The 24,816-nt window shown below is 71.8% G+C and carries 16 protein-coding genes; 14 read left to right on the top strand and 2 right to left on the bottom strand.

Annotation, left to right across the window (positions count from 1 at the left end):
• Positions 1 to 82 precede the first annotated feature (82 nt).
• From ABD946_RS25910 to gcl, 13 genes are all read left to right on the top strand, one after another.
• Entirely contained in the window at positions 83 to 1,603 is a 1,521-nt protein-coding gene (locus ABD946_RS25910; RefSeq protein WP_345287535.1) for a DUF8189 domain-containing protein, read from the top strand.
• A gap of 168 nt (positions 1,604 to 1,771) precedes the next feature.
• Complete coding sequence (locus tag ABD946_RS25905) at positions 1,772 to 4,018, top strand: glycoside hydrolase domain-containing protein (RefSeq protein WP_345287533.1); 2,247 nt, start codon at positions 1,772 to 1,774, stop codon at positions 4,016 to 4,018.
• 91 nt (positions 4,019 to 4,109) lie between these two features.
• Complete coding sequence (locus ABD946_RS25900) at positions 4,110 to 5,417, top strand: transglycosylase family protein (RefSeq protein ID WP_345287532.1); 1,308 nt, start codon at positions 4,110 to 4,112, stop codon at positions 5,415 to 5,417.
• Between the two features lie 113 nt (positions 5,418 to 5,530).
• Positions 5,531 to 7,342: a CHAP domain-containing protein gene (locus ABD946_RS25895; protein ID WP_345287531.1), complete on the top strand. Its 1,812-nt coding sequence runs from the start codon at positions 5,531 to 5,533 to the stop codon at positions 7,340 to 7,342.
• Positions 7,343 to 7,542: 200 nt separating this feature from the next.
• On the top strand, positions 7,543 to 8,175 hold the full coding sequence (locus ABD946_RS25890) for an RNA polymerase sigma factor (RefSeq protein WP_345287530.1): 633 nt from the start codon (positions 7,543 to 7,545) through the stop codon (positions 8,173 to 8,175).
• A gap of 113 nt (positions 8,176 to 8,288) precedes the next feature.
• Positions 8,289 to 8,999, top strand: coding sequence for a hypothetical protein (locus tag ABD946_RS25885; RefSeq protein WP_345287529.1), 711 nt, complete (start codon positions 8,289 to 8,291; stop codon positions 8,997 to 8,999).
• A gap of 131 nt (positions 9,000 to 9,130) precedes the next feature.
• Complete coding sequence (locus tag ABD946_RS25880) at positions 9,131 to 9,790, top strand: DUF5701 family protein (protein WP_345287528.1); 660 nt, start codon at positions 9,131 to 9,133, stop codon at positions 9,788 to 9,790.
• Positions 9,791 to 10,233: 443 nt separating this feature from the next.
• Entirely contained in the window at positions 10,234 to 11,598 is a 1,365-nt protein-coding gene (locus tag ABD946_RS25875; protein WP_345287526.1) for a discoidin domain-containing protein, read from the top strand.
• A 2-nt stretch (positions 11,599 to 11,600) separates the two neighbouring features.
• A complete protein-coding gene (locus ABD946_RS25870) occupies positions 11,601 to 12,878 on the top strand; it encodes an MFS transporter (protein WP_345287631.1) in 1,278 nt (425 codons plus the stop codon).
• The gene (locus ABD946_RS25865; RefSeq protein ID WP_345287525.1) at positions 12,875 to 13,846 is read left to right on the top strand and encodes a TolB-like translocation protein; all 972 of its coding nucleotides are present in this window, start codon (positions 12,875 to 12,877) and stop codon (positions 13,844 to 13,846) included. The genes ABD946_RS25870 and ABD946_RS25865 overlap by 4 nt, the downstream gene beginning before the upstream one ends.
• Before the next feature lie 454 nt (positions 13,847 to 14,300).
• Positions 14,301 to 15,719 (top strand): APC family permease, encoded by a 1,419-nt coding sequence (locus ABD946_RS25860; RefSeq protein ID WP_345287523.1) that lies wholly within the window; start codon positions 14,301 to 14,303, stop codon positions 15,717 to 15,719.
• Between the two features lie 250 nt (positions 15,720 to 15,969).
• Positions 15,970 to 17,970 (top strand): oxidoreductase, encoded by a 2,001-nt coding sequence (locus ABD946_RS25855; RefSeq protein WP_345287522.1) that lies wholly within the window; start codon positions 15,970 to 15,972, stop codon positions 17,968 to 17,970.
• Between the two features lie 253 nt (positions 17,971 to 18,223).
• Positions 18,224 to 20,011 carry a glyoxylate carboligase gene (gene gcl / locus ABD946_RS25850; protein WP_345287520.1) on the top strand — a complete coding sequence of 596 codons (1,788 nt, stop codon included), beginning with the start codon at positions 18,224 to 18,226 and terminating at the stop codon, positions 20,009 to 20,011.
• A 60-nt stretch (positions 20,012 to 20,071) separates the two neighbouring features.
• Here the strand turns inward: gcl and ABD946_RS25845 are convergent, their stop codons facing one another.
• Both ABD946_RS25845 and ABD946_RS25840 read right to left on the bottom strand, forming a co-directional pair.
• A complete protein-coding gene (locus tag ABD946_RS25845; RefSeq protein WP_345287518.1) occupies positions 20,072 to 21,250 on the bottom strand; it encodes an alginate lyase family protein in 1,179 nt (392 codons plus the stop codon).
• A 20-nt stretch (positions 21,251 to 21,270) separates the two neighbouring features.
• A complete protein-coding gene (locus ABD946_RS25840; RefSeq protein WP_345287517.1) occupies positions 21,271 to 22,665 on the bottom strand; it encodes a ricin-type beta-trefoil lectin domain protein in 1,395 nt (464 codons plus the stop codon).
• A 249-nt stretch (positions 22,666 to 22,914) separates the two neighbouring features.
• Between ABD946_RS25840 and ABD946_RS25835 the strand changes: the two genes are divergently transcribed.
• Positions 22,915 to 24,768, top strand: coding sequence for a ricin-type beta-trefoil lectin domain protein (locus ABD946_RS25835; protein ID WP_345287516.1), 1,854 nt, complete (start codon positions 22,915 to 22,917; stop codon positions 24,766 to 24,768).
• Positions 24,769 to 24,816 lie beyond the last annotated feature (48 nt).

The raw sequence follows: 24,816 nt of genomic DNA, 5'->3' as shown, positions 1-24,816 counted from the left end.
ATTATCGGCCGCCCGCATTCTTTTCCCGTCGGAGGTCGCCCGCGTCAGGAGCGGCCCCGGTCGTACAGCTCGGGGGAGAACGATGCTCAACACTCGTACCACCCGCCGCAGTGCCCTCCGCCTGGGCGCCGGCCTGACCGTCGCCCTGGTCACCGCACCTCCGGCCCTGGCCAAGGTGCCGATCGGCCCCGGCGCCTTCGGGGACCAGGGCGGTGTCGGAATCTGGGGCAGCCTGCCGCTGGTCAATCAGATCGACGAGCGCGCCGACGTCATCGCCCGCGCGGAGTCCTGGGTCGGCAAGGGCCTGGTCTACTCGTCCGCCGGCACCTACGGCCGGTACCGGACCGACTGCTCCGGCTTCGTGTCGATGGCCTGGGGCCTGGCGACCTCCCTCGACACCACCACCTTCGTCCCGTTCGGCATCGCCACGGCCATCGACAAGGACCAGCTCCTGCCCGGTGACGCCCTGCTCAACGACTCCGCCGGCGCGGACGGGCACGTGGTGCTCTTCGACTACTGGGTCGACTCCTCGCGGTTCGCCTACGTCGGCTACGAGTTCACCCCTGCGGGCGTCCAGCAGCGCACCATCCGCTATCCGTACGAGTCCGGCAGGGGGACCTTCCGTCCGGTACGGGCCAACTGGGTGGTCGGATCGGTCGCCCCGAGCCTCAACCCGGACGAGTTCGTCCACAACATCCGTCTGGCGAACGGAAGCTGGACCCCGTACCTGCAGCTGCGGGGCATCGGGAGTGCCCCGACCTTCAGCGGTCCGGAGGCCGCCGTCGCCGGCCTGCCGGACGGCAGCGCCCAGGTCGTGGGCATCGGCAACGACGGCAACGTCTACCACCAGATCCGCGGCACCGCGGGAGCGTGGAGCGGATTCGCCCCGCTCGCGGGAGTCGGGGCCGCCAGGATGCAGGCGAGCAAGGTCGCCATCGCGGGTCTGCGGGACGGCACGTCGCAGGTCCTGGCGGTCGGGAACGACGGCAACGTCTACCACGAGCACCGGCTGACCGACGGCAGCTGGACCGGCTTCGCCCCGCTCGAAGGCGTCGGCACTCCGAGGATGCAGGCCCGCGAGGTCGCCATCGCGGCCATGCCGGACGGTACGTCGCAGGTCCTGGTGATCGGCAGTGACGGCGACGTCCACCACCAGACCCGGCTGACCGACGGCAGCTGGACCGGCTTCGCCCCGCTCGAAGGCGTCGGCACTCCGAGGATGCTGGCCGGCCGGATCGCGATCGTCGGCCTGCCGAACGGCACCGCCCAGGTGGTCGCGACCGGGAGCGACGGAAACGTCTACCACCAGACCCGGCTGACCGACGGCAGCTGGACCGGCTTCGCCCCGCTCGGCGGCTACCGCGGCGCCTCCAGGATGTGGGCCGACTCCATCGCGATCGCCGGCCTGCCGGACGGCACCTCGCAGGTGCTGGTGGTCGGCAACGACGGCAAGGCGTACCACCAGGTCCGCTTCACCGACGGCACGTGGGCCGGCTTCGCGCCGGTCCAGGGCTTCGCCCTCGCGCCCGACCTCCCCGCCACCCGGGTCGCCATCACCGGAATGCCCGACGGCTCCAGCCACATGGTCGTCACCGCCCGCTGACCCGCGCCCGCCTGACGAATCTCGCCCGCCCGCTGACTCGCGCCCGACCTCCGACTCGCATCCACTGCCGCCGCGTACCCGCCGCCGACTCGCATCCGCTGTCGGCCGGCACCCGCCGTCGGCACGTCGGCCTCCGCACCGGGGGCCCGCACGCACAGGAGCAACCACGTGAACCTGAACAGACTGAGCCTGGGCGCGGCCGGTGCCGCCCTGGCACTCTCCGCCGCAGTCCTCTCGCCCGCCACCGCCTCCGCCCTGACCTCCGCCGGTTCCGGCCCGGACGCGCACCGGGCCCCGGAGCGGAGCGTGAGCTACCTGGGGCACACCTTCCGCGTCCCGGCCGACTGGGAGGTCATCGACCTCACCGCCGACCCGCACGCCTGCGTGCACTTCGGACGCTCCGCCCTCTACCTCGGCGACCCCAGCGACTCCCAGGACTGCGGCACGCGCGTCGTGGGCCGTACCGAGGCGCTGCTCGTCCAGCCCGACCGGGACGCCGCCACGGGCACCGCCCGGACCACGGTCAACACCACCGGTCAGGAGATCCACGCGGTCGGCGGCGGGGTCCGGGTCACCGCCGCCTACGGTTCCGACCATGCCCTGGTCAGCCGGATCCTGGCCGGCGCCGACCTGCCCACCGAGACGGTCGAGTCGGCCGGGGCGGCCGGGACGGCGGCCCCCACTCCGCAGCGAACCACCGCGCGGCGCGGAGCCACCGCCGAGTCGGCCGCGCCGGAGGAGGTGGGGACGGTGGCGGCGCCGCAGGCCGTGGCCGCCGTCCCGGCCGCCAGCACCAACTACACCGGCAAGGGCTTCGACGCCTGCGCAGCCCCGAGCGGCACCACCATGAACGGGTGGATGGCCGACTCCCCGTACGGTGCGGTCGGCATCTACATCGGTGGAAACCGCCGGGCCTGCCCCCAGCCGAACCTGACGGCCGCCTGGGTTCAGCAGCAGGCCTCGGCCGGTTGGCGCTTCATGCCGCTGTACGTCGGCCCGCAGGCGACCGAGCTCAGCTCGCCCGCCGCGCAGGGCGCGGCCGCCGCCGACGACGCCGCCAACCAGGCGGCGAGCCTCGGGTTCGCGCCCGGCAGCCTGCTCTACTACGACATGGAGAGCTACTCGCGCGAGACCTACTCGACCAGGGTGCTCACCTTCCTGTCCGCCTGGACGAACCAGCTGCACGCGCGCGGCTACACCTCGGCCGTCTACAGCAGTTCCTCCACCGGCATCGCCGACCTGGTCGCCAACGTCAACGGCTACGCCATGCCCGACGCCGTGTTCGCCGCGAAGTGGAACAACGCCGCGGACACCAACGACTCGGTGCTCCCCGCCGGTTACTGGAGCAACCACCAGCGGGTCCACCAGTACGCGGGCAACGTGACCGAGACCTGGCACGGCATCAGCATCAACATCGACCGCGACTACCTCGACGTACAGGTGGCCCCCACCGCTCCCACCACCCCCACGGTCCCACCGGTGCCCTCCGGCAGTTCGTTCTTCCACGGCACCCGGCTGGCTGACGGTCGTTGGGCGGGCCTCGGTGCCCTGAACGGGGTGGGTGACGCTCCGTTCTTCGTGGGCTCCGAGGCGGCGATCGCGGGGATGCCGGACGGCAGTGCCCAGGTGGTGGGCATCGGCAACGACGGCAGTGTCTACCACCGGACGCGGCTGGCGGACGGCATCTGGACCGGTTTCGCGCCGCTCGCGGGCGTCGGTTCGGCGTCGATGCAGGCGAGTTCGGTCGCCATCGCCGGTCTGCCGGACGGGAGTTCGCAGGTGGTGGCGGTCGGCAGCGACGGCAACGTCTACCACGAGTCCCGCTCGCCGGACGGCAGGTGGACGGGCTTCGCGCCGCTGGCCGGTGTCGGGACCTGGTCCATGCAGGCGAGCAGGGTGGCCATCGCGGGCCTGCCGGACGGCACCGCGCAGGTGTTGGCGGTCGGCAACGACGGGAACGTCTACCACGAGTCCCGGCTGGCCGGTGGCAGTTGGACGGGCTTCGCGCCCTTGGCCGGTGCCGGCACGGTGGCGATGCAGGCGCGCGACGTGGCCATCACCGGTCTGTCGGACGGCACCTCGCAGGTGCTGGTGGTCGGCAGTGACGGCAACGTCTACCACGAGCAGCGCATGAGCAGCGGTGACTGGACGGGGTTCGTCGCGCTCGAAGGTGTCGGCACCCCGACGATGCAGGCGAGCTCCGTCTCCATCGCCGGTCTGCCGGACGGGAGTTCGCAGGTGGTGGCGGTCGGCAACGACGGCAACGTCTACCACGAGGCCCGCCGTGCCGACGCCGGTTGGAGCGGCTTCCACCCCATCGCCGGTTACGGCGGTGCGCCGACCTTCAACGGGCCCCGGGCCGCGATCACCGCCCTGCCCGACGGCTCCACCCAGATCCTCGCCATCGGCCGCTGAACCACCGGCCCTTCGGTACCGCTTCCCCAGGACGCCGGCCCGCCACCGTCGTGGCGGCGGGTCGGCGTCCGCCATGTCCAGGAGACATCAGATGAGTTCACGCACCATCAGGCCGCCCCGCTGGGCGGTGGCCCTGGCCCTCTCGGCCGCCGCCGTTGCGGGCGCCGGCGGCAGCGCCCAGGCCGCCTCGGTGGCGACCTGGGACAAGGTGGCCGCCTGCGAGAGCGGGGGCAACTGGAGCATCGTCAACAGCACGCGCGTCTACTACGGCGGGCTGCAGATCACCCTCGCCAACTGGAGCCACTACAAGGGCACCGACTACGCTCCGCGGCCGGACCTCGCCACCAAGAAGCAGCAGATCCTCATCGCGGAGAAGATCCTCGCCGACCAGGGCCCCCGCGCCTGGCTGTCCTGCCTCGCCGGCACCGGACTGGCCACCGACCGCGCGGACCCCTACCCCCCGGCGCCCGGTTCCGGCGCGTTCTTCCACGCCGGCCGGCAGCCCGGCGGCGCCTGGTCGGGGCTCGGCGCGCTGAACGGCGTGGGTGGCGCCCCGTTCTTCAGCGGCTCCGAGGCGGCGATCGCGGGGATGCCGGACGGCAGCGCGCAGGTGGTGGGCATCGGCAACGACGGCAACGTCTACCACGAGGTCCGTCTGGCGAACGGACGTTGGACCGGCTTTGCGCCGCTCGGTGGTGTCGGGACTGCGGCGATGCCGGCGCGCAAGGTCGCCATCGCCGCTCTGCCGGACGGGAGTTCGCAGGTGCTCGCGGTCGGCAGTGACGGGAACGTGTATCACGAGTCCCGCCTCTCCGACGGACGTTGGACGGGCTTCGCGCCGCTCGACGGTGTCGGGGCGCCGATGATGCAGGCGAGTGACGTGGCCATCGCGGGGCTCCCGGACGGCACCGCGCAGGTGCTGGCGGTCGGCAACGACGGGAACGTCTACCACGAGTCGCGGCTGGCCGGTGGTGCGTGGACGGGCTTCGCGCCGCTCGACGGTGCCGGTGCGCCGACCATGCAGGCGAGCGATGTGGCCATCGCGGGGCTCCCGGACGGGAGTTCGCAGGTGCTCGCGGTCGGTGGCGACGGCAACGTCTACCACGAGTCCCGCCTCTCCGACGGACGTTGGACGGGCTTCGCGCCGCTCGACGGTGCCGGTACGCCGACCATGCAGGCGAGCGATGTCGCCGTCGCCGGTCTGCCGGACGGCAGTTCCCAGGTCCTGGCGGTCGGCAACGACGGCAACGTCTACCACCAGGTCCGGCGGACCGACGCCACCTGGAGCGGGTTCCGGGCCATCGCCGGTTACGACGGTGCGCCGACCTTCAACGGCCCCCGGGCCGCGATCACCGCCCTGCCCGACGGCTCCACCCAGATCCTCGCCATCGGCCGCTGAGGCGAGTCCTCACCCAAGCAGTCCGCACCCAGGCAGTACGCCCACTCCGCCGCGCGGGATCGCCCCGGCGGAGCGCTCATCCTCACACCACACCGATACGGAGAACCCGTCTCATGTCGAATGTCCGAAACATCACCAATGTCCGCAAGATCAGCCAGGCCGGCCTCGCCGCCCTCGCGGTCGCCGCGTCCTTCACCGGCCTGACGGCGGCTCAGGCCCACGCGGACACCGCCACCATCGCCTCCGTCGCCAACGGCGAGCTGGGCAACGGCCCGTGCGCCCACGACGGCTACGTCGCCGGCAACCACGCGTCGGACTCCTGCGGCGCCGGGGGCCAGAAGGCGGAGTCCTGGTGCGCCGACTTCGCGGGCTGGGTCTGGGAGCGTGCCGGAGCCGCCCACACCAGGGACCTGTCCAGCGGCGCGGCGAGCTTCTACGACTACGGTCGGCGCTACGGGACGCTGCACAGCTACCCGCAGGTCGGCGACGCCATCGTGTACGACTTCAACAGCAGCAGCGACTGGGCCAGCCACGTCAACCTGGTCACGGCCGTCGGCAACGGCTACATCAGCGTGGTCGGCGGAAACCAGGGAGGCGGCAACGGTCGGGTGACCGGGTACAACGTCAACGGAGCCGGGGTCGGCACGGTGGTCGGCGGGCAGCGGATAAGCGGCTTCATCTCACCGGTCTTCTCCACCAACACCAATCCCTCCGCCCTGCCGAGCGGCACCCTGGTGAAGTCCCCGGCGGGATCGACCGTCAAGGTGATCGTCAACGGGGCCGGGCTTCCGGTCGCCGGTTCGGACGTCGCCCCCGACCACTACGACCTCAGCCGGATCGTCACGGTCGAGGACGGCGCCTTCAACTCCCTCCCTGCGGTTCCCCCGTCCGGCACCGTCGTGATGGACCAGGCGGGCGGCGACCCCTCCCGGTACGTGGTCGTGGACGGCACGGCGCTGCCGATCAGTGGCAACGACTGGACCACGGGCGGCTACAACTCCCGGTCGCTGATGGGCGTTCCGAGCTCCTGGCTGAACTCCGCCCGGCAGGGCACGCTCGCCACTGGGCTGGTCCTGATGGACGAGTCCGGCGGTGACCCGTCCCGCTACGTCATGGTGAGCGGCTCGGCGCTGCCCATCGCGGCGGGGGAGTGGTACGCCGACGGCTACAACACCCGCACCCTGATGGGGGTGCCCGGCGACTGGCTGAAGGCCGCGGCCGCCAAGACCCTGCCGACCGGCACCGTGCTGATGGACCAGTCCGGCGACGACCCCGCCCGGTACACGATGGTCAACGGGGCCGCCGCACACATCACGGCCGACGAGTGGTACGCGGACGGCTACAACAACTGGCCGCTGATGGGCGCGCCCGGCGAGTGGCTGAAGGCCGCGGCCTCCCGGCCGGCGCCGGACGGCACCCTGGTCACGGGCCAGGGCGAGGGCAGTGCCGCGGTGTACGTGATGGTCAACGGGTCGGCCCTTCCGGTGACCGCCGACGAGTACTACGGCGTCTGGAGCGGCGGGCCGGCCGTGGGCGCACCCGAGCAGTGGATCGCCGAGAGCGCCGCCAAGCCGCTGGCGGACGGCACGGTGATCAAGAACGCCTCCGGCGGTGACCCGTCCGTCTACGTGATGGCCGGCGGCAAGGCCGTCCTGCTCGACAGCGCGAACTACACGGGGCTCGGTTACGACCAGCGGCCGCTGCGCGGCGTCCCCGGCACCTGGGAGGCCGCCGCCGTCGCCAGGACCGCCCCGGCCGACGGGACCATGCTGCTCTCGCCCGACGGCGTCACGGTGTGGATGGTCGTCAACGGTGGCGGCAAGCGCGCGATGAGCGCCTCCGAGTTCGGTCAGGGGGGCCACAGCTTCGACGCGGTGGTCGCGGTCCCGGCCGCGCTCACCGCGAGCCTGCCGACCGTCGGGTGACCCCGGCGCGCGACGGCGCGCGCCGGTACGACCTGTGAATCGAGCCCCGGACCGCGTGCGGTCCGGGGCTTCCCACGTCCTAGGCTCGTGGTCCCGCGAGCACGTGACGACCCGTCCGCCCGCGGGTGTGTGACGGGGGTCACGGGAACCCGGCGGGGCGGGGGGCCAGAGGGATGGGTGTGGACTATTCGGATCCTGAGATGCGAGCGCGGGTGCGGGCCGGTGACCGGGACGCGTTCGGGCGGCTCTTCGACGCGTACGCGCGCGCGGTGTACAACCACGCGTACCGGCTCACCGGGGACTGGTCGGTGGCGGAGGACGTGATGTCGCTGACCTTCCTGGAGGCGTGGCGGCAGCACGGGAGGGTGAGTGAGGAGGGGGGCTCGCTACGGCCGTGGCTGCTGGGGATCGCCACCAATCTGGTGAGCAATCAGCGGCGGGCGGCGCGGCGGCACCGGGAGGTGTTGGCGCAGGTGCCGCCGGCGCCGGAGGGGGTGCCGGACTTCGCGGAGGAGTCGGCCGGGCGGATGGACGACGCGGTGCGGATCGCCGCGGTGCGGGAGGCGTTGGCGAAGCTGCGGCGGCCGGAGCGGGAGGTGCTGGCGCTGTGCGTGTGGGCGGGGCTGGAGTACCAGGAGGCGGCGGAGGCGCTCGGGGTGCCGGTGGGGACGGTGCGGTCGCGGCTGTCGCGGGCCCGGGCGAAGCTGCAGCGGCTCGCGGAGGCGGCGGAGCGGAAGGAGCGGCGAAAAAAGGTGGAACTCCCTTACGCCCGGCACCAGATGAAGAGTGGGACCGCGACCGCGGGCCTGTCCACCGAGGAGGCACACCAGTGAACGCCGATCAGCGGCCGGAACCGGTCGAGCGCGACGGACTGCTCGGGCGGCTGCCCGTGCCGGCCGAGCGTGATCTCCCGCCGGGACGTCATGCACTCCACCGGGAGCTCTTGATGAGCAAGATCGACGCCGACACCCCTGTCACCCCCGCCACCCCCGCCGCCCGGCCCCGGCCGGGGCTGCGCCGCCGTCTGGCCTTCACCCTGGCCGGGGCCGTCGCCCTCGGGGCGGTGGTGAGCGGGGTGACGCTCTACGACCTGGTGGCCGGCCCCGGCGCCGGAAGCGGTGGTCCGCTGGGCTCCGCCGAGATCGTCAGCTGGACGGCCAAGCCGGCCCAGGTGGACACCAGCAAGGGCCAGGGCGCCAAGACGCTGAAGTGGTGCCTGAGCGCGATGGAGGGGCCGGGCGGGGCGGACAAGGTGAGCAACGCCGACCTGCGGGGCAGGGTGACGTCCATGGTCGTCACCCGGGGCAGCACCGTCGCGCTCTGCTACGTCGCCCCGGACGGCGAGGGCGGCTTCTGGGAGCTGGTCGGCCAGGTGCCCGCCCTGGCGCCGAACGCCATCGCCTACGACACGGGTGGCTCGCACGGCGACGGCGACCGGATCTTCAACTACGCTGCGGGCTTCGTCGGTTCGGACGTCAAGGCCGTCACCATGACGGCTCAGGGCCGGACCTTCGAGGTCACCGTGGAGAACGGCCGCTGGACGGCCTGGTGGCCGGGCGCGGAGAACAACCGCGGCGGCTCCGTCGACTCCGCCGTCCTCACCCTCGCCGACGGCACCACCCGCACCGTCCCGCGTGCCGGGATGCAGACGGGCTGAACGGCACGGGGCGGGCGATGGCGACGGTGCGTCAGGTCGGGGCGGGAAGAATCCTGCGGGGATCGGGAACAGGGCGGGGCGGTGCTCCGTTGGGTACCCAGTCAGCTGATCCGGACTTCCTGGGGAGTGTCTTGCCCGACCTTTCGACCCGTTTCGCCGTGACCGCTCTTCCCTCGCTCCTCGCCCAGGCGGAACGCCTGATCGAGCTCGGGGTGCACGACCTCGCGGGGCTGTCCGCGGAGGAGATGAGGACGTTCGCCGCCGCGGCGCACGGCGTGGAGGGGGAGGTGCTGCTCGCCGTCCACCCCGGGCGGGCGCCGGCCTCGGCGCTGGCGCCGCTGCTGCGGCACGAGGGGAAGCCGGGCTTCGTCGTGGTCGACATGACCGACGTGGACGAGTTCGCGCCGACGGGGGTGGAGCTGCCGGAGGGGCCGCTCTACCTGGTGGCCGCTCCGGACCGGGGTGACCACCTGGCCAACTGGAGCCCGGAGGAGGCACTTCCGGCCCTCGCGGCCGAGGACCGGACTCCGCTGCTGCTGACCGAGGGCATCCACTGGCTGCTCCAGCAGCCGGAGGTGCTGGAGCGCAACCAGTGCTTCATGACGATCGGTTCGCGCCTGCGCAAGCCGAAGGGCACCTTCGACGCCCGGACCCCGGCGATCTGGGTCAGCAACGGGACCGGCCGGGACGGCCGCGAGCGGCGCGACGCGCCCAAGGTGGGCTGGTGCTGGTGGGGCAACCGGCACACCTGGCTGGGCTTCGGCTCGACCACCGGGCGCAGCGCGGGCTGATGCGGCGGCCCCGGCCCGACGTCGGCGACGACGTCGGGCCGGGGCCGGGCAGCGAGGGTGGTGGCCGCCGCCGGGGCGCGGGCCGCGGGACGCGGTGGTGACGGCTCCGCCCGCTGTCAGGAGTTCGTCGAAGGTGTGCATGGGAGCGGCGCGGCAGGGGAGGAACGGAGGGTGCCCCCGGGTGTTGGAGGGCAGTGACGGAGTGTCAGAAAGTGCAACCACGGCGTGCCGTCGGAGTACTGGTAGGAAAGTTTCCTTTCTACTAGTCTGCCGAACGGCGGCCCGGCGCGGCGCCCGTGACCGACGGGGCGTGACGTGCTCAGTGGGAGAGCTCTGACCCGGCCGCTGCGGTGATGTGTGCGGACACCGCTCCTTGCCGGCCCGCGACCCGGGGTGCCGGTCGACCAGCTCTCCTACGTTTCCGAAGGTCAGGGAGTCCAGCGATGAGACTGGGTGGCTCGGTAAGGCCTGCTCACGTCGGGGTGTTCGCCGCGGTGTCGGCGCTGCTCGGCGGTCTGTTGTTCGGTCTGCCCGGCAGTGCCGGTGCGGCGGCCGATCCGGTGATCTCCAAGGGGAAGGCCGCCACGGCGTCCTCCACCGAGGGATCCTCGTACGCGGCGGGGAAGGCGTTCGACGGCAGTACGTCGAGCCGGTGGGCGAGCGAGGAGGGCAAGGACCCGCAGTGGCTGCGGGTGGACCTCGGGGCGAGCTCCAACGTCTCGCGGGTGAAGCTGAGTTGGGAGGCCGCGTACGCGAAGGCGTACCGGCTGGAGGTGTCGGCGGACGGGTCCACCTGGACCTCCGTCGCGACGGAGACGGCCGGCAACGGCGGCACCGACGACTGGACGGGGCTGTCCGGCAAGGGCCGCTACGTCCGGATGTACGGGACGGCGCGCGGCACGAGCTACGGCTACTCGCTGTTCGAGATGGAGGTGTACGGGACCCCGGACGGCGGTGGCACGCCGACCCCGAGCCCGTCGCCCAGCCCCTCCACCAGCCAGCCGGCCGGCGGGTTCACGGTGGTCGCGGCGGGTGACATCGCGGCGCAGTGCACCGCGAGCGACAGCAACTGCGCGCACCCGAAGACCGCCAAGCTGGCGCAGCAGATCAACCCGAAGTTCTACCTGACGATGGGTGACAACCAGTACGACGACGCCCGGTTGCAGGACTTCAAGAACTACTACGACAAGACCTGGGGCGCCTTCAAGGCCAAGACCCACCCCGTCCCGGGCAACCACGAGACCTACGACCCGGCCGGTTCGCTCTCCGGCTACAAGTCGTACTTCGGCGCCATCGCCTACCCGCAGGGCAAGAGCTACTACAGCTTCGACGAGGGCAACTGGCACTTCCTGGCGCTGGACTCCAACGCCTTCGACCAGAGCGCCCAGATCGACTGGCTGAAGGCGGACCTGGCGGCCAACAGCAAGAAGTGCATCGCCGCCTACTTCCACCACCCGCTGTACTCCTCGGGCGGCCACGGCAACGACCCGGTCTCCAAGCCGGTGTGGAAGATCCTCTACGGTGCCAAGGCCGACCTGATCCTGAACGGCCACGACCACCACTACGAGCGCTTCGCCCCGCAGGACCCGGACGGCAAGGCGGTGGCGGACGGCATCGTCGAGATCGTCGGCGGGATGGGCGGCGCCGAGCCGTACCCGATCGAGCAGATCCAGCCGAACAGCGAGAAGCGGATCAGCGGTGACTACGGCGTGCTGAAGCTGGACTTCACCGACTCCGGCTACAGCTGGACCTACGTCGGGACCGACAACAAGGTCAAGGACACCAGCCCGAAGTACAGCTGCCACTGATGATGTACCTGGCCACCACCGGCCGGAGCACGGACGCGCAGCCCCGCCCCGCCGGGGCGGGGCTGCGCGTCCCCGGCACGGTCGTCGCGCTCGGGGCGGTCAGCCTGGTCACCGACGTCTCCTCGGAGATGGTCACCGCCGTGCTGCCGCTCTACCTGGTGCTGGGGCTCGGCCTCTCGCCGCTCCAATTCGGTTTCCTGGACGGCCTGTTCAACGGGGCCACGGCGCTGGTGCGGCTGCTCGGCGGCCGCCTCGCGGACCGCGGCGGCGGGCGGCACAAGGCCGTCGCCGGAGCCGGCTACCTGCTCTCGGCGCTCTCCCGGCTGGGCCTGCTGCTGGCCGGCGGGGCGGCCGGCGGGATCGCTGCGGCCATGGCGACGGACCGGCTGGGCAAGGGAGTCCGCACCGCTCCCCGGGACGCGCTGATCACCCTCAGCGCACCACCGCAGGCCCTCGGCCGGGCCTTCGGGGTGCACCGGGCGATGGACACCACGGGGGCACTGCTCGGGCCGCTGGTCGCTTTCGCGGTGCTCTGGGTGACGGCGGACGCCTACGACGCGGTGTTCGTGGTCAGCTTCGCCACCGGGCTGCTCGGGGTGCTGCTGCTGGTGCTCTTCGTCCCGGCCGGGCTGCCGGACGCCTCGATGCCCGCTCCCGCTCCCGCGCCCGCGCCGAAGCCCCGGACGAGCGCCGGGCCGAAGGTGCTCGCCGACCCCGCCTTCCGCCGGGTGGTGTACGCCGCCGCGCTGCTCGGGGCCGCGACCATCGGCGACTCCTTCCTCTACCTGCTGCTCCAGCGCGGCCTGGACCTCACCCCCGCGCTCTTCCCGTTGCTGCCGCTCGGCGCGGCGGCGGGCTACCTGCTGCTGGCCGTCCCGGCCGGCCGGCTGGCGGACCGGATCGGCCGTCGGACGCCGCTGCTCTACGGCCACGGGGCGCTGCTGGCGGCCTACTTGGTGCTGCTGCTGCCGATGGGGTGGCCGACCGTGGTGCTCACCCTGGCCCTGCTCGGCGTCTTCTACGCCGCCACCGACGGCGTGCTGATGGCACTGGCCGGGCCGGCCCTGCCGAGGGAGGGACGGGCCGGCGGTCTCGCGGTGCTGCAGACCGGCCAGGCGCTGGCCCGGCTCTGCGGTGCTGCGGGTTTCGGCGCGGCCTGGACGTGGTGGGGGCCGCGTCCGGCGCTGGCCGTGGCGGCGGTGCTGCTGGCCGCCGCGGTGGCCGCCGCCTGGCGGATCCTGCCCGAACCGGGCACCGGTGAAGAGGAGTTGGGTGCATGAAGGCGCGTCTGATCGTGCTGACCGTCGCCGTCCTGGTGCTGCTGGGCGGCTCGCTGGGGTACGTGCTGCACGCCCGTCAGCGGGACGGCGGCCACCAAGTCCTGGCCGCCGCGAGCACGTTCACCCTGGACGAGGCGGGCCTCTACTACCGCGACACCGCCACCGGGCGGGTCGGGCGGCGGGGCGGGCCGCCGGACGGGCCGTCCTGCGAGCGGTTCTACGCCTCGGGGGACCGCGCGCTCTGCCTGCGGGCGATGCCGGGGGTGCCGGCCCGGACCCAGGCGGTGGTGTACGACCGCAGGTTCTCCGAGCTGCAGACCGTGATCGTGCCGGGCATCCCGAACCGGGCCCGGGTCTCACCGTCGGGCCAGGTGCTCTCCTGGACCTCCTTCGCGGTGGGGGACTCGTACGCCGCCAGCGGTTTCTCCACCCGGACCTCGGTCCTGGACCTGCGCACCGGCTACCTGATCAAGTCGGTCGAGTCGATCCCGCTGACCGTGGACGGCGTCCGCTACCACGCGGCCGACGTGAACTACTGGGGCGTCAACTTCGCGGCCGACGACAACCGCTTCTACGCCACCGTCTCCTCCGCCGGGAAGACCCACCTGGTCGAGGGCGACCTGCACGCCTGGTCGGCCCGGACCCTGCGGGAGAACGTCGAGTGCCCCTCGCTCTCGCCGGACGGCACCCGGATCGCCTTCAAGAAGAAGGTGTCCGCCGACCCGGTCGCGCCCTGGCGGCTGTACGTGCTGGAGCTGGACGGGATGAAGGAGCACGCGCTCGCGGAGACACACAGCGTGGACGACCAGGCGGCCTGGCTGGACGGGGCGACGGTCGGGTACGCGCTGCCGGGCAAGGACGGCAAGGGCAGCGACGTCTGGGCGGTGCCGGCGGACGGGAGCGGGGAGCCGCGGCTGACGGTGCCGGGGGCCTCCTCGCCGGTGGCGGTGGCCGCCGCACCCCGCTGACCTGGGAGGACGGCCGTTCGGCCGAGTACTGAGACCGCAGCCGGGGTGGCCGAAATGTTATGGATCAATTCCCCCACCCCGGCTGCGGTTATCGTCGCGGCCCGGGGAGGCCGCCGTTTGGGGCACTCTTTGCCCTGGACCGTGCCGCGATCATTGATTCCAAGGTCAACTAAGTGTTGAAGTGATGCAGGGTCATGTGGGGCTGGTCACACTCCTTCGATCGGCAGGAGTGGGAGGGGAGGCCTCGGGGCATGCGCGCCGCGCACGGCCCCTTATGACAACGGATTCCGCAGCACTTCCGTCGTTGACTGCGCCCCTTTCGCCCGCTTCCATGGCCGCCGGGAGCGACCGAAACCACGAAGCACCGGCAGACCTGCCTGGAGGAGATATCCGCTCCCGCACCAGCACCACCCACGAAGCGCGTCCCCCAGCGCCGAGCCGATCGGAAGCCGCCATGACCGACATCCTCGACCCGCCGTCCGCCTCCACGGCGGTGGCCACCGATCAGAGCGCCGGCTCCCCCAAGAAGCTGGCCAGGTCGCTCGGTGTGGTCGGCGGCACGCTGCTCACGCTCTCCTGCGTGACCCCGGCCTCCTCGCTCTTCGTGATCGTCCCGGACCTGTTCAGCTCGCTCGGCACCTACACCGCGCTGGCGATCGGCATCGGCACCCTGCTCTGCATCGCGGTGGCGTTCTGCTACTCCGAGCTCGGCACCCTGATCCCCAGCGCGGGCGGCGAGTACGCGATGGTCGGCACCCTGGCGGGCCGCTTCGCGGGCTGGCTGGTCTTCATCCAGTCGCTGATCGTGGTGATGATCGTGCCCTCGCTGATCGCGATGGGCACCGCGGACTACCTCGAACCGATCATCCACATCGACCCCGCGATCGCGGGCGCCGCCGTGATGATCGCGGCCACCGTGGCCGGCCTGCTCGACCTGCGGGCCAACGCCTGGCTGACCGGCGTCTTCCTGGTGCTGGAGGTGATCGCCTGCGCGGTGGTCTCCTTCCTCGGCTTCTCCAACAGCGAGCGCGGCCTCTCCAGCCTGACCCACGGTCAGGTGGTCACCGACGGCGCCACCAGCCCGGTCGGCCTCTCGCTGATCCTGGCCGCGATGGGCACCGCGCTCTTCGTCACCCAGGGCTTCTCCACCGCCATCTACCTCTCCGAGGAGCTGGAGAACCCGCGCCGCAACGTCGCCCGCACCGTGCTGTGGACTCTCGGCCTCTCCGCCGTGATCATCCTGGTGCCGGTCATCGCCATCACCGTCGGCGCCCCGGACCTGGCGGCGCTGAGCGAGGGCAACGTCTCCGCCCTGGTGGACGGCTGGGCCGGCTCCTCGGTCGGCACCTTCGTCAGCCTCTGCATCGCGCTGGCCATCGTCAACGCCGGCATCGTGATGGTCATCCAGAACTCCCGGGTGCTCTTCGCCTCCGGCCGTGACCGCGCCTGGCCGCAGCCGGTGAACAACGCCTTCGGCACCCTCAACCGCTTCAGCGCCCCGTGGATCTCCACCCTCGCGGTCGGCCTCCCCGGCGCGGCGCTCTGCTTCGTCCCGCAGGACCTGCTCACCAACATCACCGGTGTCGCCGTCGCCGCGCTCTACCTGCTGGTCGCGGTGGCCGCGCTGTTCGCCCGCAAGGGCCAGCACAAGCACGTCCCGGCCTGGCGCCAGCCGCTCTGGCCCGCGCTGCCGGTGATCCTGATCCTGGTGCTCGGCTACGTGCTGACCCAGCTCGACGTCAAGGCGCTGCTCTGGACCGGCGGCATCACCGTCGTCGCCGCCCTCTACTGGCTGCTCTACCTCCGCCCCCGGCAGGAGACCCGCTGGGTGATCACCGTCCCCGAGGACGAGCAGGAGGCCGCGCGGGTCTGACGCGCGGCAGGACAGACGACAGCGGGAGGACCGTCCACCGGACGGTCCTCCCGCTGTTTCGTGCGCCCTACCACCCTTCAACCCATCCCCCTGAGTGTCACCAGAACGGGCACCTGCGGAAACGGGCCATCAGGGTGACGTTGGATCACCTGCTTGTCCGTTGGTAGGCCCAATGCCGGGCGGGGTGATCTGCGCCATGGTCCATGTGCAACTAGTTGCATAGCAGGTGCCACGCCCCTACCGTGCTGGCATGACCTCGTACCCGCACCTGCTGCGCCCGCTGGACCTGGGCTTCACCACCCTCCCGAACCGGGTGATCATGGGCTCGATGCACGTCGGCCTGGAGGAGGCCGAGCACGGCTTCGAGCGGATGGCGGAGTTCTACGCCACCCGGGCCCGGGCCGGCGTCGGCCTGATCGTCACCGGCGGCATCGCGCCGAACGAGGCCGGCCGCCCCTGGGACGGCGGGGCCAAGCTGACCACCGCCGAGGAGGCCGCCGAGCACCGCGTGATCACCGAGGCGGTGCACGGGGCCGGTGGCCGGATCGCCCTGCAGCTGCTGCACTTCGGCCGCTACGCCTACCACCCCGCCCTGGTCGCGCCGAGCGCCGTACAGGCCCCGATCAGCCCCTTCCCGCCCCGTGCGCTCACCGACGAGGAGGTCGAGCGGACCATCGAGGACTTCGCGGACGCGGCGGCCCTGGCGCAGTCGGCCGGGTACGACGGCGTGGAGATCATGGGGTCCGAGGGCTACCTGATCAACGAGTTCATCGCCTCCCACACCAACCACCGCGAGGACCGCTGGGGCGGCTCGTACGAGAACCGGATGCGCTTCCCGGTGGAGATCGTGCGACGGGTGCGCGAGCGGGTCGGGCCGGAGTTCATCCTGATCTACCGGCTCTCCATGCTGGACCTGGTCCCCGGTGGCTCCACGCTGCCCGAGGTGGTGCAGCTGGCCAAGGCCGTCGAGGCGGCCGGGGCCACCATCATCAACACCGGCATCGGCTGGCACGAGGCCCGCATCCCGACCATCGCCACCTCGGTGCCGCGCGGCGCCTGGGCCTGGGTGACCAAGCAGCTGATGGGCGAGGTCTCCGTCCCGCTGGTGACCAGCAACCGGATCAACACCCCCGAGCTGGCCGAGCAGCTGCTCGCCGACGGGCACGCCGACCTGGTCTCGCTGGCCCGCCCGCTGCTGGCCGACCCGGAGTTCGTGGCCAAGGCCGCGGCCGGGGCGCCGGAGGCGATCAACACCTGCATCGGCTGCAACCAGGCCTGCCTGGACCACACCTTCAGTGGCCGGATCACCTCCTGCCTGGTCAACCCGCGGGCCTGCCACGAGACCGAGCTGGTGCTCGGCCCGACCCAGCGGAGGAAGCGGATCGGCGTGGTCGGGGCCGGCCCGGCCGGGCTCGGCTTCGCGGTCGCGGCCGCCGAGCGCGGCCACGCCGTCACCCTCTACGACGCGGACGACAAGATCGGCGGCCAGCTCAACGTGGCCCGGCAGGTGCCCGGCAAGCAGGAGTTCGACGAGACCCTGCGGTACTACCGCCACCAGCTGGCGGAGCGTCAGGTCGAGCTGCGGCTGGGCGAGTTGGCGAGCGCCGAGCAGCTGCTCGCCGAGGGCTACGACGAGGTGGTGCTGGCCACCGGCGTCACCCCGCGCACGCCCGACATCCCCGGCGTGGACCACCCCAGCGTGCTCGGCTACCTGGACGTGCTGCGCGGCGGCGCCGCGGTCGGCGAGCGGGTGGCGGTCATCGGCGCGGGCGGCATCGGCTTCGACGTGGCCGAGTACCTGACGGACTCGGGTGCCGACTTCTACGCCAGCTGGGGCATCGACACCGAGCACCGGGAGCGCGGCGGGCTGCGCGCCCCGGAGAAGGAGCTGCCGCCCCGTCAGGTGCACCTGATCCAGCGCAAGGCCGGCAAGGTCGGCGCGGGCCTGGGCAAGACCACCGGCTGGATCCACCGGCAGGAGATCGCCAAGCGGGGCGTGGTCACCGTCTCCGGCGCCGAGTACCGGAAGATCGACGACGAGGGCCTGCACCTGGTGGTGGACGGCGAGGAGCGGGTGCTCGCGGTGGACACCGTGGTGCTCTGCGCCGGGCAGGAGCCTCGCCGCGAGCTCCACGACGCCCTGGTGGCGGGCGGCGCCTCGGTGCACCTGATCGGCGGCGCGGACGTGGCCGCCGAGCTGGACGCCAAGCGCGCGATCGACCAGGGCACCAGGCTGGCCGCCGCCCTCTAGGCCGCTCCGACCGCTCCGACCGCTCCGACCGCTCCGACCGCTCCGGCCGTACCGGTCGCAGGAGCCGTACCGACAGCTGATCCGAAGGCCCCCGGGATGCCCCGGGGGCCTTTCGCATGCCCGCGTCGTGGTTCGTCCTTCGGACCCACTCTTGACGTTTTGTTGAAGCCGCCCTAGCTTGTCTTTCGTATCCCAGAACAATGCTTCCGCATCGTGGAAGTTGCTGGAGCCCGACGGACGCAGGAGTGAACCGATGCCTCGTATGACAGCAGCCGCAGCCGCAGTTGAGATCCTCAAGCTCGAGGGCGTCGAGGTCGCGTTCGGCGTGCCGGGCGCCGCGATCAACCCCTTCTACAAGGCGCTCAAGCAGGTCGGTGGCATCGGTCACACGCTGGCCCGCCACGTCGAGGGCGCCTCGCACATGGCCGAGGGCTACACCCGGGCCAAGGCCGGGAACATCGGTGTCTGCATCGGCACCTCCGGCCCGGCCGGCACCGACATGATCACCGGGCTCTACTCGGCCATCGCCGACTCGATCCCGATCCTGTGCATCACCGGCCAGGCGCCGGTCTCCAAGCTGCACAAGGAGGACTTCCAGGCGGTCGACATCGCCTCGATCGCCAAGCCGGTCACCAAGGCGGCCACCACCGTCCTGGAGGCGGCCCAGGTCCCCGGCGTCTTCCAGCAGGCCTTCCACCTGATGCGCTCCGGCCGTCCGGGCCCGGTCCTGATCGACCTCCCGATCGACGTCCAGCTGACCGAGATCGAGTTCGACCCGGCGACCTACCAGCCGCTGCCGGTCTACAAGCCGGCCGCCTCCAAGGCCCAGATCGAGAAGGCCATCTCCTTCCTGCTGGCCTCCGAGCGCCCGCTGATCGTCGCGGGCGGCGGCGTCATCAACGCCGACGCCACCGAGCTGCTGGTCGAGTTCGCCGAGCTGACGGGCGTTCCGGTCATCTCCACCCTGATGGGCTGGGGCACCATCCCGGACGACCACGAGCTGGCCGCCGGCATGGTCGGCGTCCAGACCTCGCACCGCTACGGCAACGCGACCTTCCTGGAGTCCGACTTCGTCCTCGGCATCGGCAACCGCTGGGCCAACCGCCACACCGGCTACAACCTGGACGCCTACCGCGGTGACCGCAAGTTCGTCCACGTCGACATCGAGCCGACCCAGATCGGCCGGATCTTCCCGCCGGACTACGGTGTCGTCTCCGACGCCAAGGCCGCGCTGGAGCTCTTCATCGAGGTCGCCAAGGAGCTGAAGGCGGAGGGCAAGCTGCCCGACTTCACCGCCTGGGCCGCCTCCGCGCAGGAGCGCAAGGCCACCCTGCAGCGCCGCACCCACTTCGACAACGTGCCGATCAAGCCGCAGCGCGTCTACGAGGAGATGAACAAGGCCTTCGGCCCGGAGACCCGCTACGTCACCACCATCGGCCTCTCGCAGATCGCCGCCGCCCAGTTCCTGCACGTCTACAACAAGCGGAACTGGATCAACTGCGGCCAGGCCGGCCCGCTCGGCTGGACCATCCCGGCCGCGATCGGCGCGGCGGTCGCCGACCCGGAGACCCCGATCGTCGCGCTCTCCGGCGACTACGACTTCCAGTTCATGATCGAGGAGCTGGCGGTCGCCGCCCAGCACAAGGTCCCCTACGTCCACGTCCTGGTGAACAACGCCTACCTCGGCCTGATCCGCCAGGCCCAGGTCAACCTGGACATCAACTTCCAGGTCAACCTGGAGTTCGAGAACATCAACGCCCCCGAGCTCGGCGTCTACGGTGTCGACCACGTCAAGGTCGCCGAGGGCCTGGGCGTCAAGGCGATCCGGGTCACCGACCCGAACGAGCTGGGCGCCGCCTTCGAGGAGGCCAAGAAGCTGGCCGCCGAGTACCGCGTCCCGGTCGTCGTCGAGGCCATCCTGGAGCGGGTCACCAACATCTCGATGAGCAAGACCGTCGACATGTCGAACGTCACCGAGTTCGAGGAGCTCGCCACCGAGCCCGGCCACGCCCCGACCGCGATCAAGGCCCTCCAGGTCTGATCCGCCATCAGCACACCGCTGCCCGGCACCGCCCACTACGGTGCCGGGCAGCGGTGCGTCTCAGGCCGGGTTGCCGGCGTGGGTGAGGGTCTCCCAGGCGGTGAAGAGGTTGTTGGTGCCCGCCGGGCGCTGACGTTCGGTCAGCAGCTGGGTGTTGGTCATGCCGTAGCCGAGGCGGTCGTGCAGGGCGTTGTAGCCGACCTCGGTGACCGGGCCGAGGGACTGCTCCAGGGTGCCGCCGCAGAGCCAGGACGGGACGGCGGTGCCCAGCTGGTACTTGGACTGCAGGCCCAGGGCGTGCCGCAGGCGGTCGGCCACCTCGGGGTAGAGGTCCTGGCCCTGGATGCGGGAGGTCTCGGCGACGTGCGAGATCGCGGAGAGGCCGTAGCCGGTGTGGGTGAGGTCGCGGCAGGTCTCCTGGGTGAGGCCGTCGACGAAGGTGGACTGGCCCTGCCAGTAGCCGACGATCTCGTCCCGGGTGTCCAGGCCGCTGCCGGGGACGGTGCGGGGGAGCGGGCCGTCGGAGGCGAGGTAGACGTAGGCGGGGACGCGGTTGCGGTACAGGGAGACGGCCTTGTCGTAGGCGGCGCGGTCGTTCAGGAAGACCGCGATGCCGATCGAGGCCTCGACCATGCTGAGCTCCCAGTTCCCGTTGGAGCGCGAGCCGTTCGCGACCTCGGGCAGGTAGACGGTGCGCAGCATGGTTCCGAAGCGGGTGACCCGGTCCGGGGCCCACTTGCCGTAGGTGTAGCGGACGAGCTCGGCGGCCCGGGGCCAGACCGAGGCGGACCAGGCGGCCTGCAGCGGGGCGTTGCTGTTGGTGTGGTCGGTGATCGTGCCCGACCAGGCGTCCATGATCTGGATCGCCCTCTCGGCGTAGCGGGCGTCCCGGGTGAGGTACCACTCCAGGGCGAGGGTGTACGCCGCGATGGCGTCCTCCCGCTCGTCGGTGCAGCCGATGTTGGGGTTGGAGTAGGAGCCGCACTCCACGACGGCGCGCGGCTTGGGCGTGCGGCTCAGCGAGGCGTACTTGGAGGCGTGCATCTGGTCGTAGGCCGCCTTCCAGGGCTGGGCCCCGGCCTGGACCTTGGCCCGGACGAAGTCCAACTGCCCGGCGGAGACCAGGACTCCGGGGTGCGTGAAGGTGGCGGGGGCGGCGTGCGCGGCGGTGGAGGCGGCGGGGAGCAGGCCGAGGGCGGTGGCGAGCACGGCCGCCCCGGCGAGGGCGCGACGGAGCATGGCGGGGTCCTCTCGGTGCGTCAGGCGGGCAGCAGCCACTGCTGGTTGGCGGCGCCGAAGCAGTCCCAGATCTGCAGCCGGGTGCCGTTGGCGGAGCTGGGCCCGGTGGCGTCCAGGCAGCGGCCGGAGGCCGGGTTGACCAGGGTGGAGCCGGAGCCGGGCTGCCACTTCTGCGCGCCGGAGCCGTTGCAGTCCCAGAGCTGGAGCTTGCTGCCGTTGGCGGTGGCGGCGCTGGTGACGTCCAGGCACTTGCCGAGCGCCTGGAGCGAGCCGTCGGCGGCCACCGTCCAGTTCTGCGCGGCGGTGCCGTTGCAGTCGTAGAGCTGGATCGCGGTGCCGTTGGCGGTGGCCGCGGCCGCGATGTCCACGCACTTGCCGCCGTAGCCGGTGATCCGGCCGGTCGGGCTGGGCGAACTCCCGCCGCCGGTAACGCCGTTGAAGGTGCGGGCGAACTGGTACGGGCTCTGCGAGGTGCCGCTGCAGGAGTCCGACAGGGTGCCGTTGCTGGCGCAGGCCTTGTCCCGGCCGAGGGCCCAGAAGGCGAGCAGCTGGATGCCGCGGGCCCGGGCGAAGTCGGTGAGGGTGGTGGCGTTGGCGGTGGTGAAGACCTCGGCCTGGGTGTCGTTGACCCCGATCATCGGGGTGTTGCCCTCCATCGCCCAGAGCTGCTGGGAGGTCTTGCCGGTCCAGATCGAGCCGAGCTGGCCGTGCAGCGCGGTGGCGGCGTCGGTGGCGGCCTTGCCCATGTCCATGGCCGGGCCGTAGTCCATGGTCATGATGTTGACCACGCCGACGTTCAGCCCGCGGCTCTTGGCGTTGTTCAGCAGGCTGATCGAATTGCCCTCCAGGCCGGTCGGGTTGACCGGGAGGGTGTAGTGCACGGCGAGGCTGCGCCCGGCCGCCGCGTACTCCTGCTGGAGCTGGGCCAGCGCCTGGTTGCGCCGGTCGTTGGCGGTGGTGTCGTTGAGGGCGCCGCCCTCGATGTCGAGGTCGATCTTGGTCAGGTTGAGGGTGTCCACCACCCGCTTGTACTGGGCCTTGAGCGAGCTGACGGAGGTGCAGGCCTGGCCGAGCTCGGTGCCGGCCGCGCCGCCGAAGGAGGCGATCACGTCGCCGCCGGCGGCCCGCAGCGAGTTCACCGCCGAGGTCCAACCGGCGTCCCCGATCGGGGTGTTGCCGTTGAAGGTGGCGTTGCAGCTGCCGTCGCTGATCACGAAGGCCAGGGTGAAGTACTTGAGACCGGTGGCGTTGCGGGCGTCGGCCAGGGCGTTGGGCGACTTCCAGGTCTCCACGTAGGGGGCGGCGTACTGGGCGGGGAAGCCGGGGCCGGGGTTGGCGGCGGCGTGGGCGGTGCCGGGCAGGGCGCCGAGGGCGGTGGCCAGCACCGCTCCCGTGACGAGGGCGCGACGAAGCATGGGGGACTCCAGGGGACGTGTGGGGGAGCGCTCTCCGGAGAGCAGCACGGAGTCAACTGGAGTAGACCACGGAGCGTCAAGAGGTCTGGAAGGAAAGGCAACAGATCGGAAGCCGAAGAGTCCGCTTGACCTGCATCGTCCACATCATTCACGAGTTGACGGTAAATCAGGCATTGGTCTAGGCCTTGACGCCTTGCTGCGTACAGGAGTTGAATCTGCGGCCATCCCCCCACCCCCGAGGAGTCCCCCATGCTCCGAACCAGTCGCGCCGCCGCGGCGCTGCTCTCCGGTGTGCTCGCGGCCGGCGGTCTGCTGGCCGCCGCGCCCACCGCCTCCGCCGCCGGAGAGACCGTGTCGGTCTGGCTCACCACCACCGACGACGCGGGCGGCCGGCACGTCACCCGAGGCCTGCAGCCGCAGGCCGCCACCGCCTTCGCGGCCGGCTCCGGCGCCGGCCAGCAGATCACCGTGGACGAGTCGGTCCGGTACCAGCAGTTCACCGGTGGCGGCGCCTCGTTCACCGACACCGCCGCCTGGCTGCTGAACAGCAGCGGCGTCCCCGCAGCGACCCGGGACGCCACCATGCGCAAGCTGTTCTCGCCCACCGAGGGCATCGGGCTGTCGATGATCCGCAACCCGATGGGCGCCTCCGACCTGGCCCGCTACGGCTACACCTACGACGACCGGCCGGCCGGCCAGACCGACCCGGGCCTCGCCAACTTCTCCGTCGCCCACGACCTGGTGGACGTGCTGCCGCTGACGAAGCAGGCCAAGCAGCTCAACCCCGCGCTCACCACGATGGCCAGCCCGTGGACCGCGCCCGCCTGGATGAAGGACAGCGGCGCGCTGAACGGCGGCTGGCTGAAGGCCGAGCACTACGGCTCCTACGCCCAGTACTTCGTGAAGTACGTGCAGGCGTACCAGGCCCAGGGCGTCCCGGTGGACTACCTCACCGTGCAGAACGAGCCGACCTGCTGCGGCGGTTACCCGTCGATGAGCTGGAACGGCTCCGGCCTGGCCTACTTCACCAAGAACAACCTGCTGCCCGCCCTGGCCGGAGCCGGGCTGAGCAGCAAGGTGCTGGCGCTGGACTGGAACTGGGACCAGTACGCCGGCTACGGCGCACCCGTGGTGGACGACCCGGCGATCCGCAGCCACCCCAACTTCGGCGGCATCGCCTGGCACGGCTACGGCGGCGACGTCGCGACCCAGACCGCGGTGCACGACCAGTACCCGGGGGTGGACGCCTTCGGCACCGAGCACTCGGGCGGCACCTGGATCGCCGACCAGCAGCGCGAGGACATGCGCAACATCATCGACTACACCCGCAACTGGGGTAAGTCGGTGGTCAAGTGGAGCCTCGCGGTGGACCAGAACGGCGGCCCGCACTACGGCGGCTGCGGCACCTGCACCGGGCTGGTCACGGTGCAGAACGGCGGCTCGCGGGCCGGGCAGGTGGACTACACGGTGGAGTACTACACCATGGGCCACCTGACCAAGTTCGTGAAGCCGGGCGCGTACCGGATCGCCTCCACCGCCAACTCGGCCGTGCCGAACGTGGCGTGGCGCAACCCCGACGGCTCCAAGGCGCTGATCGCGTACAACGACAGCGGCACCGCGCAGACCGTCCGGGTCAACTGGGGCGGCCAGAGCTTCGGGTACCAGCTCCCGGCGAAGACCTCGGCCACCTTCACCTGGGCCGGCACGCCGGGCGGCGGTGGCGGGCGCACCGGTCAGGTGACCGGCCTGGCCGGGAAGTGCCTGGACGTGGCGGGGGCCGGCACCGCCAACGGCACCGCCGTGCAGCTCTACGACTGCAACTCCACCGCCGCGCAGAGCTGGACGGTCGCCACCGACGGAACGGTCCGGGCGCTGGGCAAGTGCCTGGACGTGAACGGGGCTTCGAGCGCGGACGGCACCAAGGTGCAGCTCTGGGACTGCAACGGCTCGGACGCCCAGCGCTGGACGCCGACCGGGGACGGCACCCTGCGGGCGCTCGGCAAGTGCCTGGACGTGACCGGCAACACCTCCGCCAACGGGACGCCGGTCCAGCTCTGGACCTGCTTCGCGGGGGCCAACCAGCGCTGGACGCTGCCGGCCTGAGGTACTGCGGGTGCGACGGGTGGGGCCAACTGTCAAGTGATGCAGTGC

The sequence above is a fragment of the Kitasatospora albolonga genome (genome assembly GCF_039535905.1).
Classification (GTDB): domain Bacteria; phylum Actinomycetota; class Actinomycetes; order Streptomycetales; family Streptomycetaceae; genus Kitasatospora; species Kitasatospora albolonga.
This window is presented reverse-complemented; position numbering and strand designations above follow the sequence as displayed.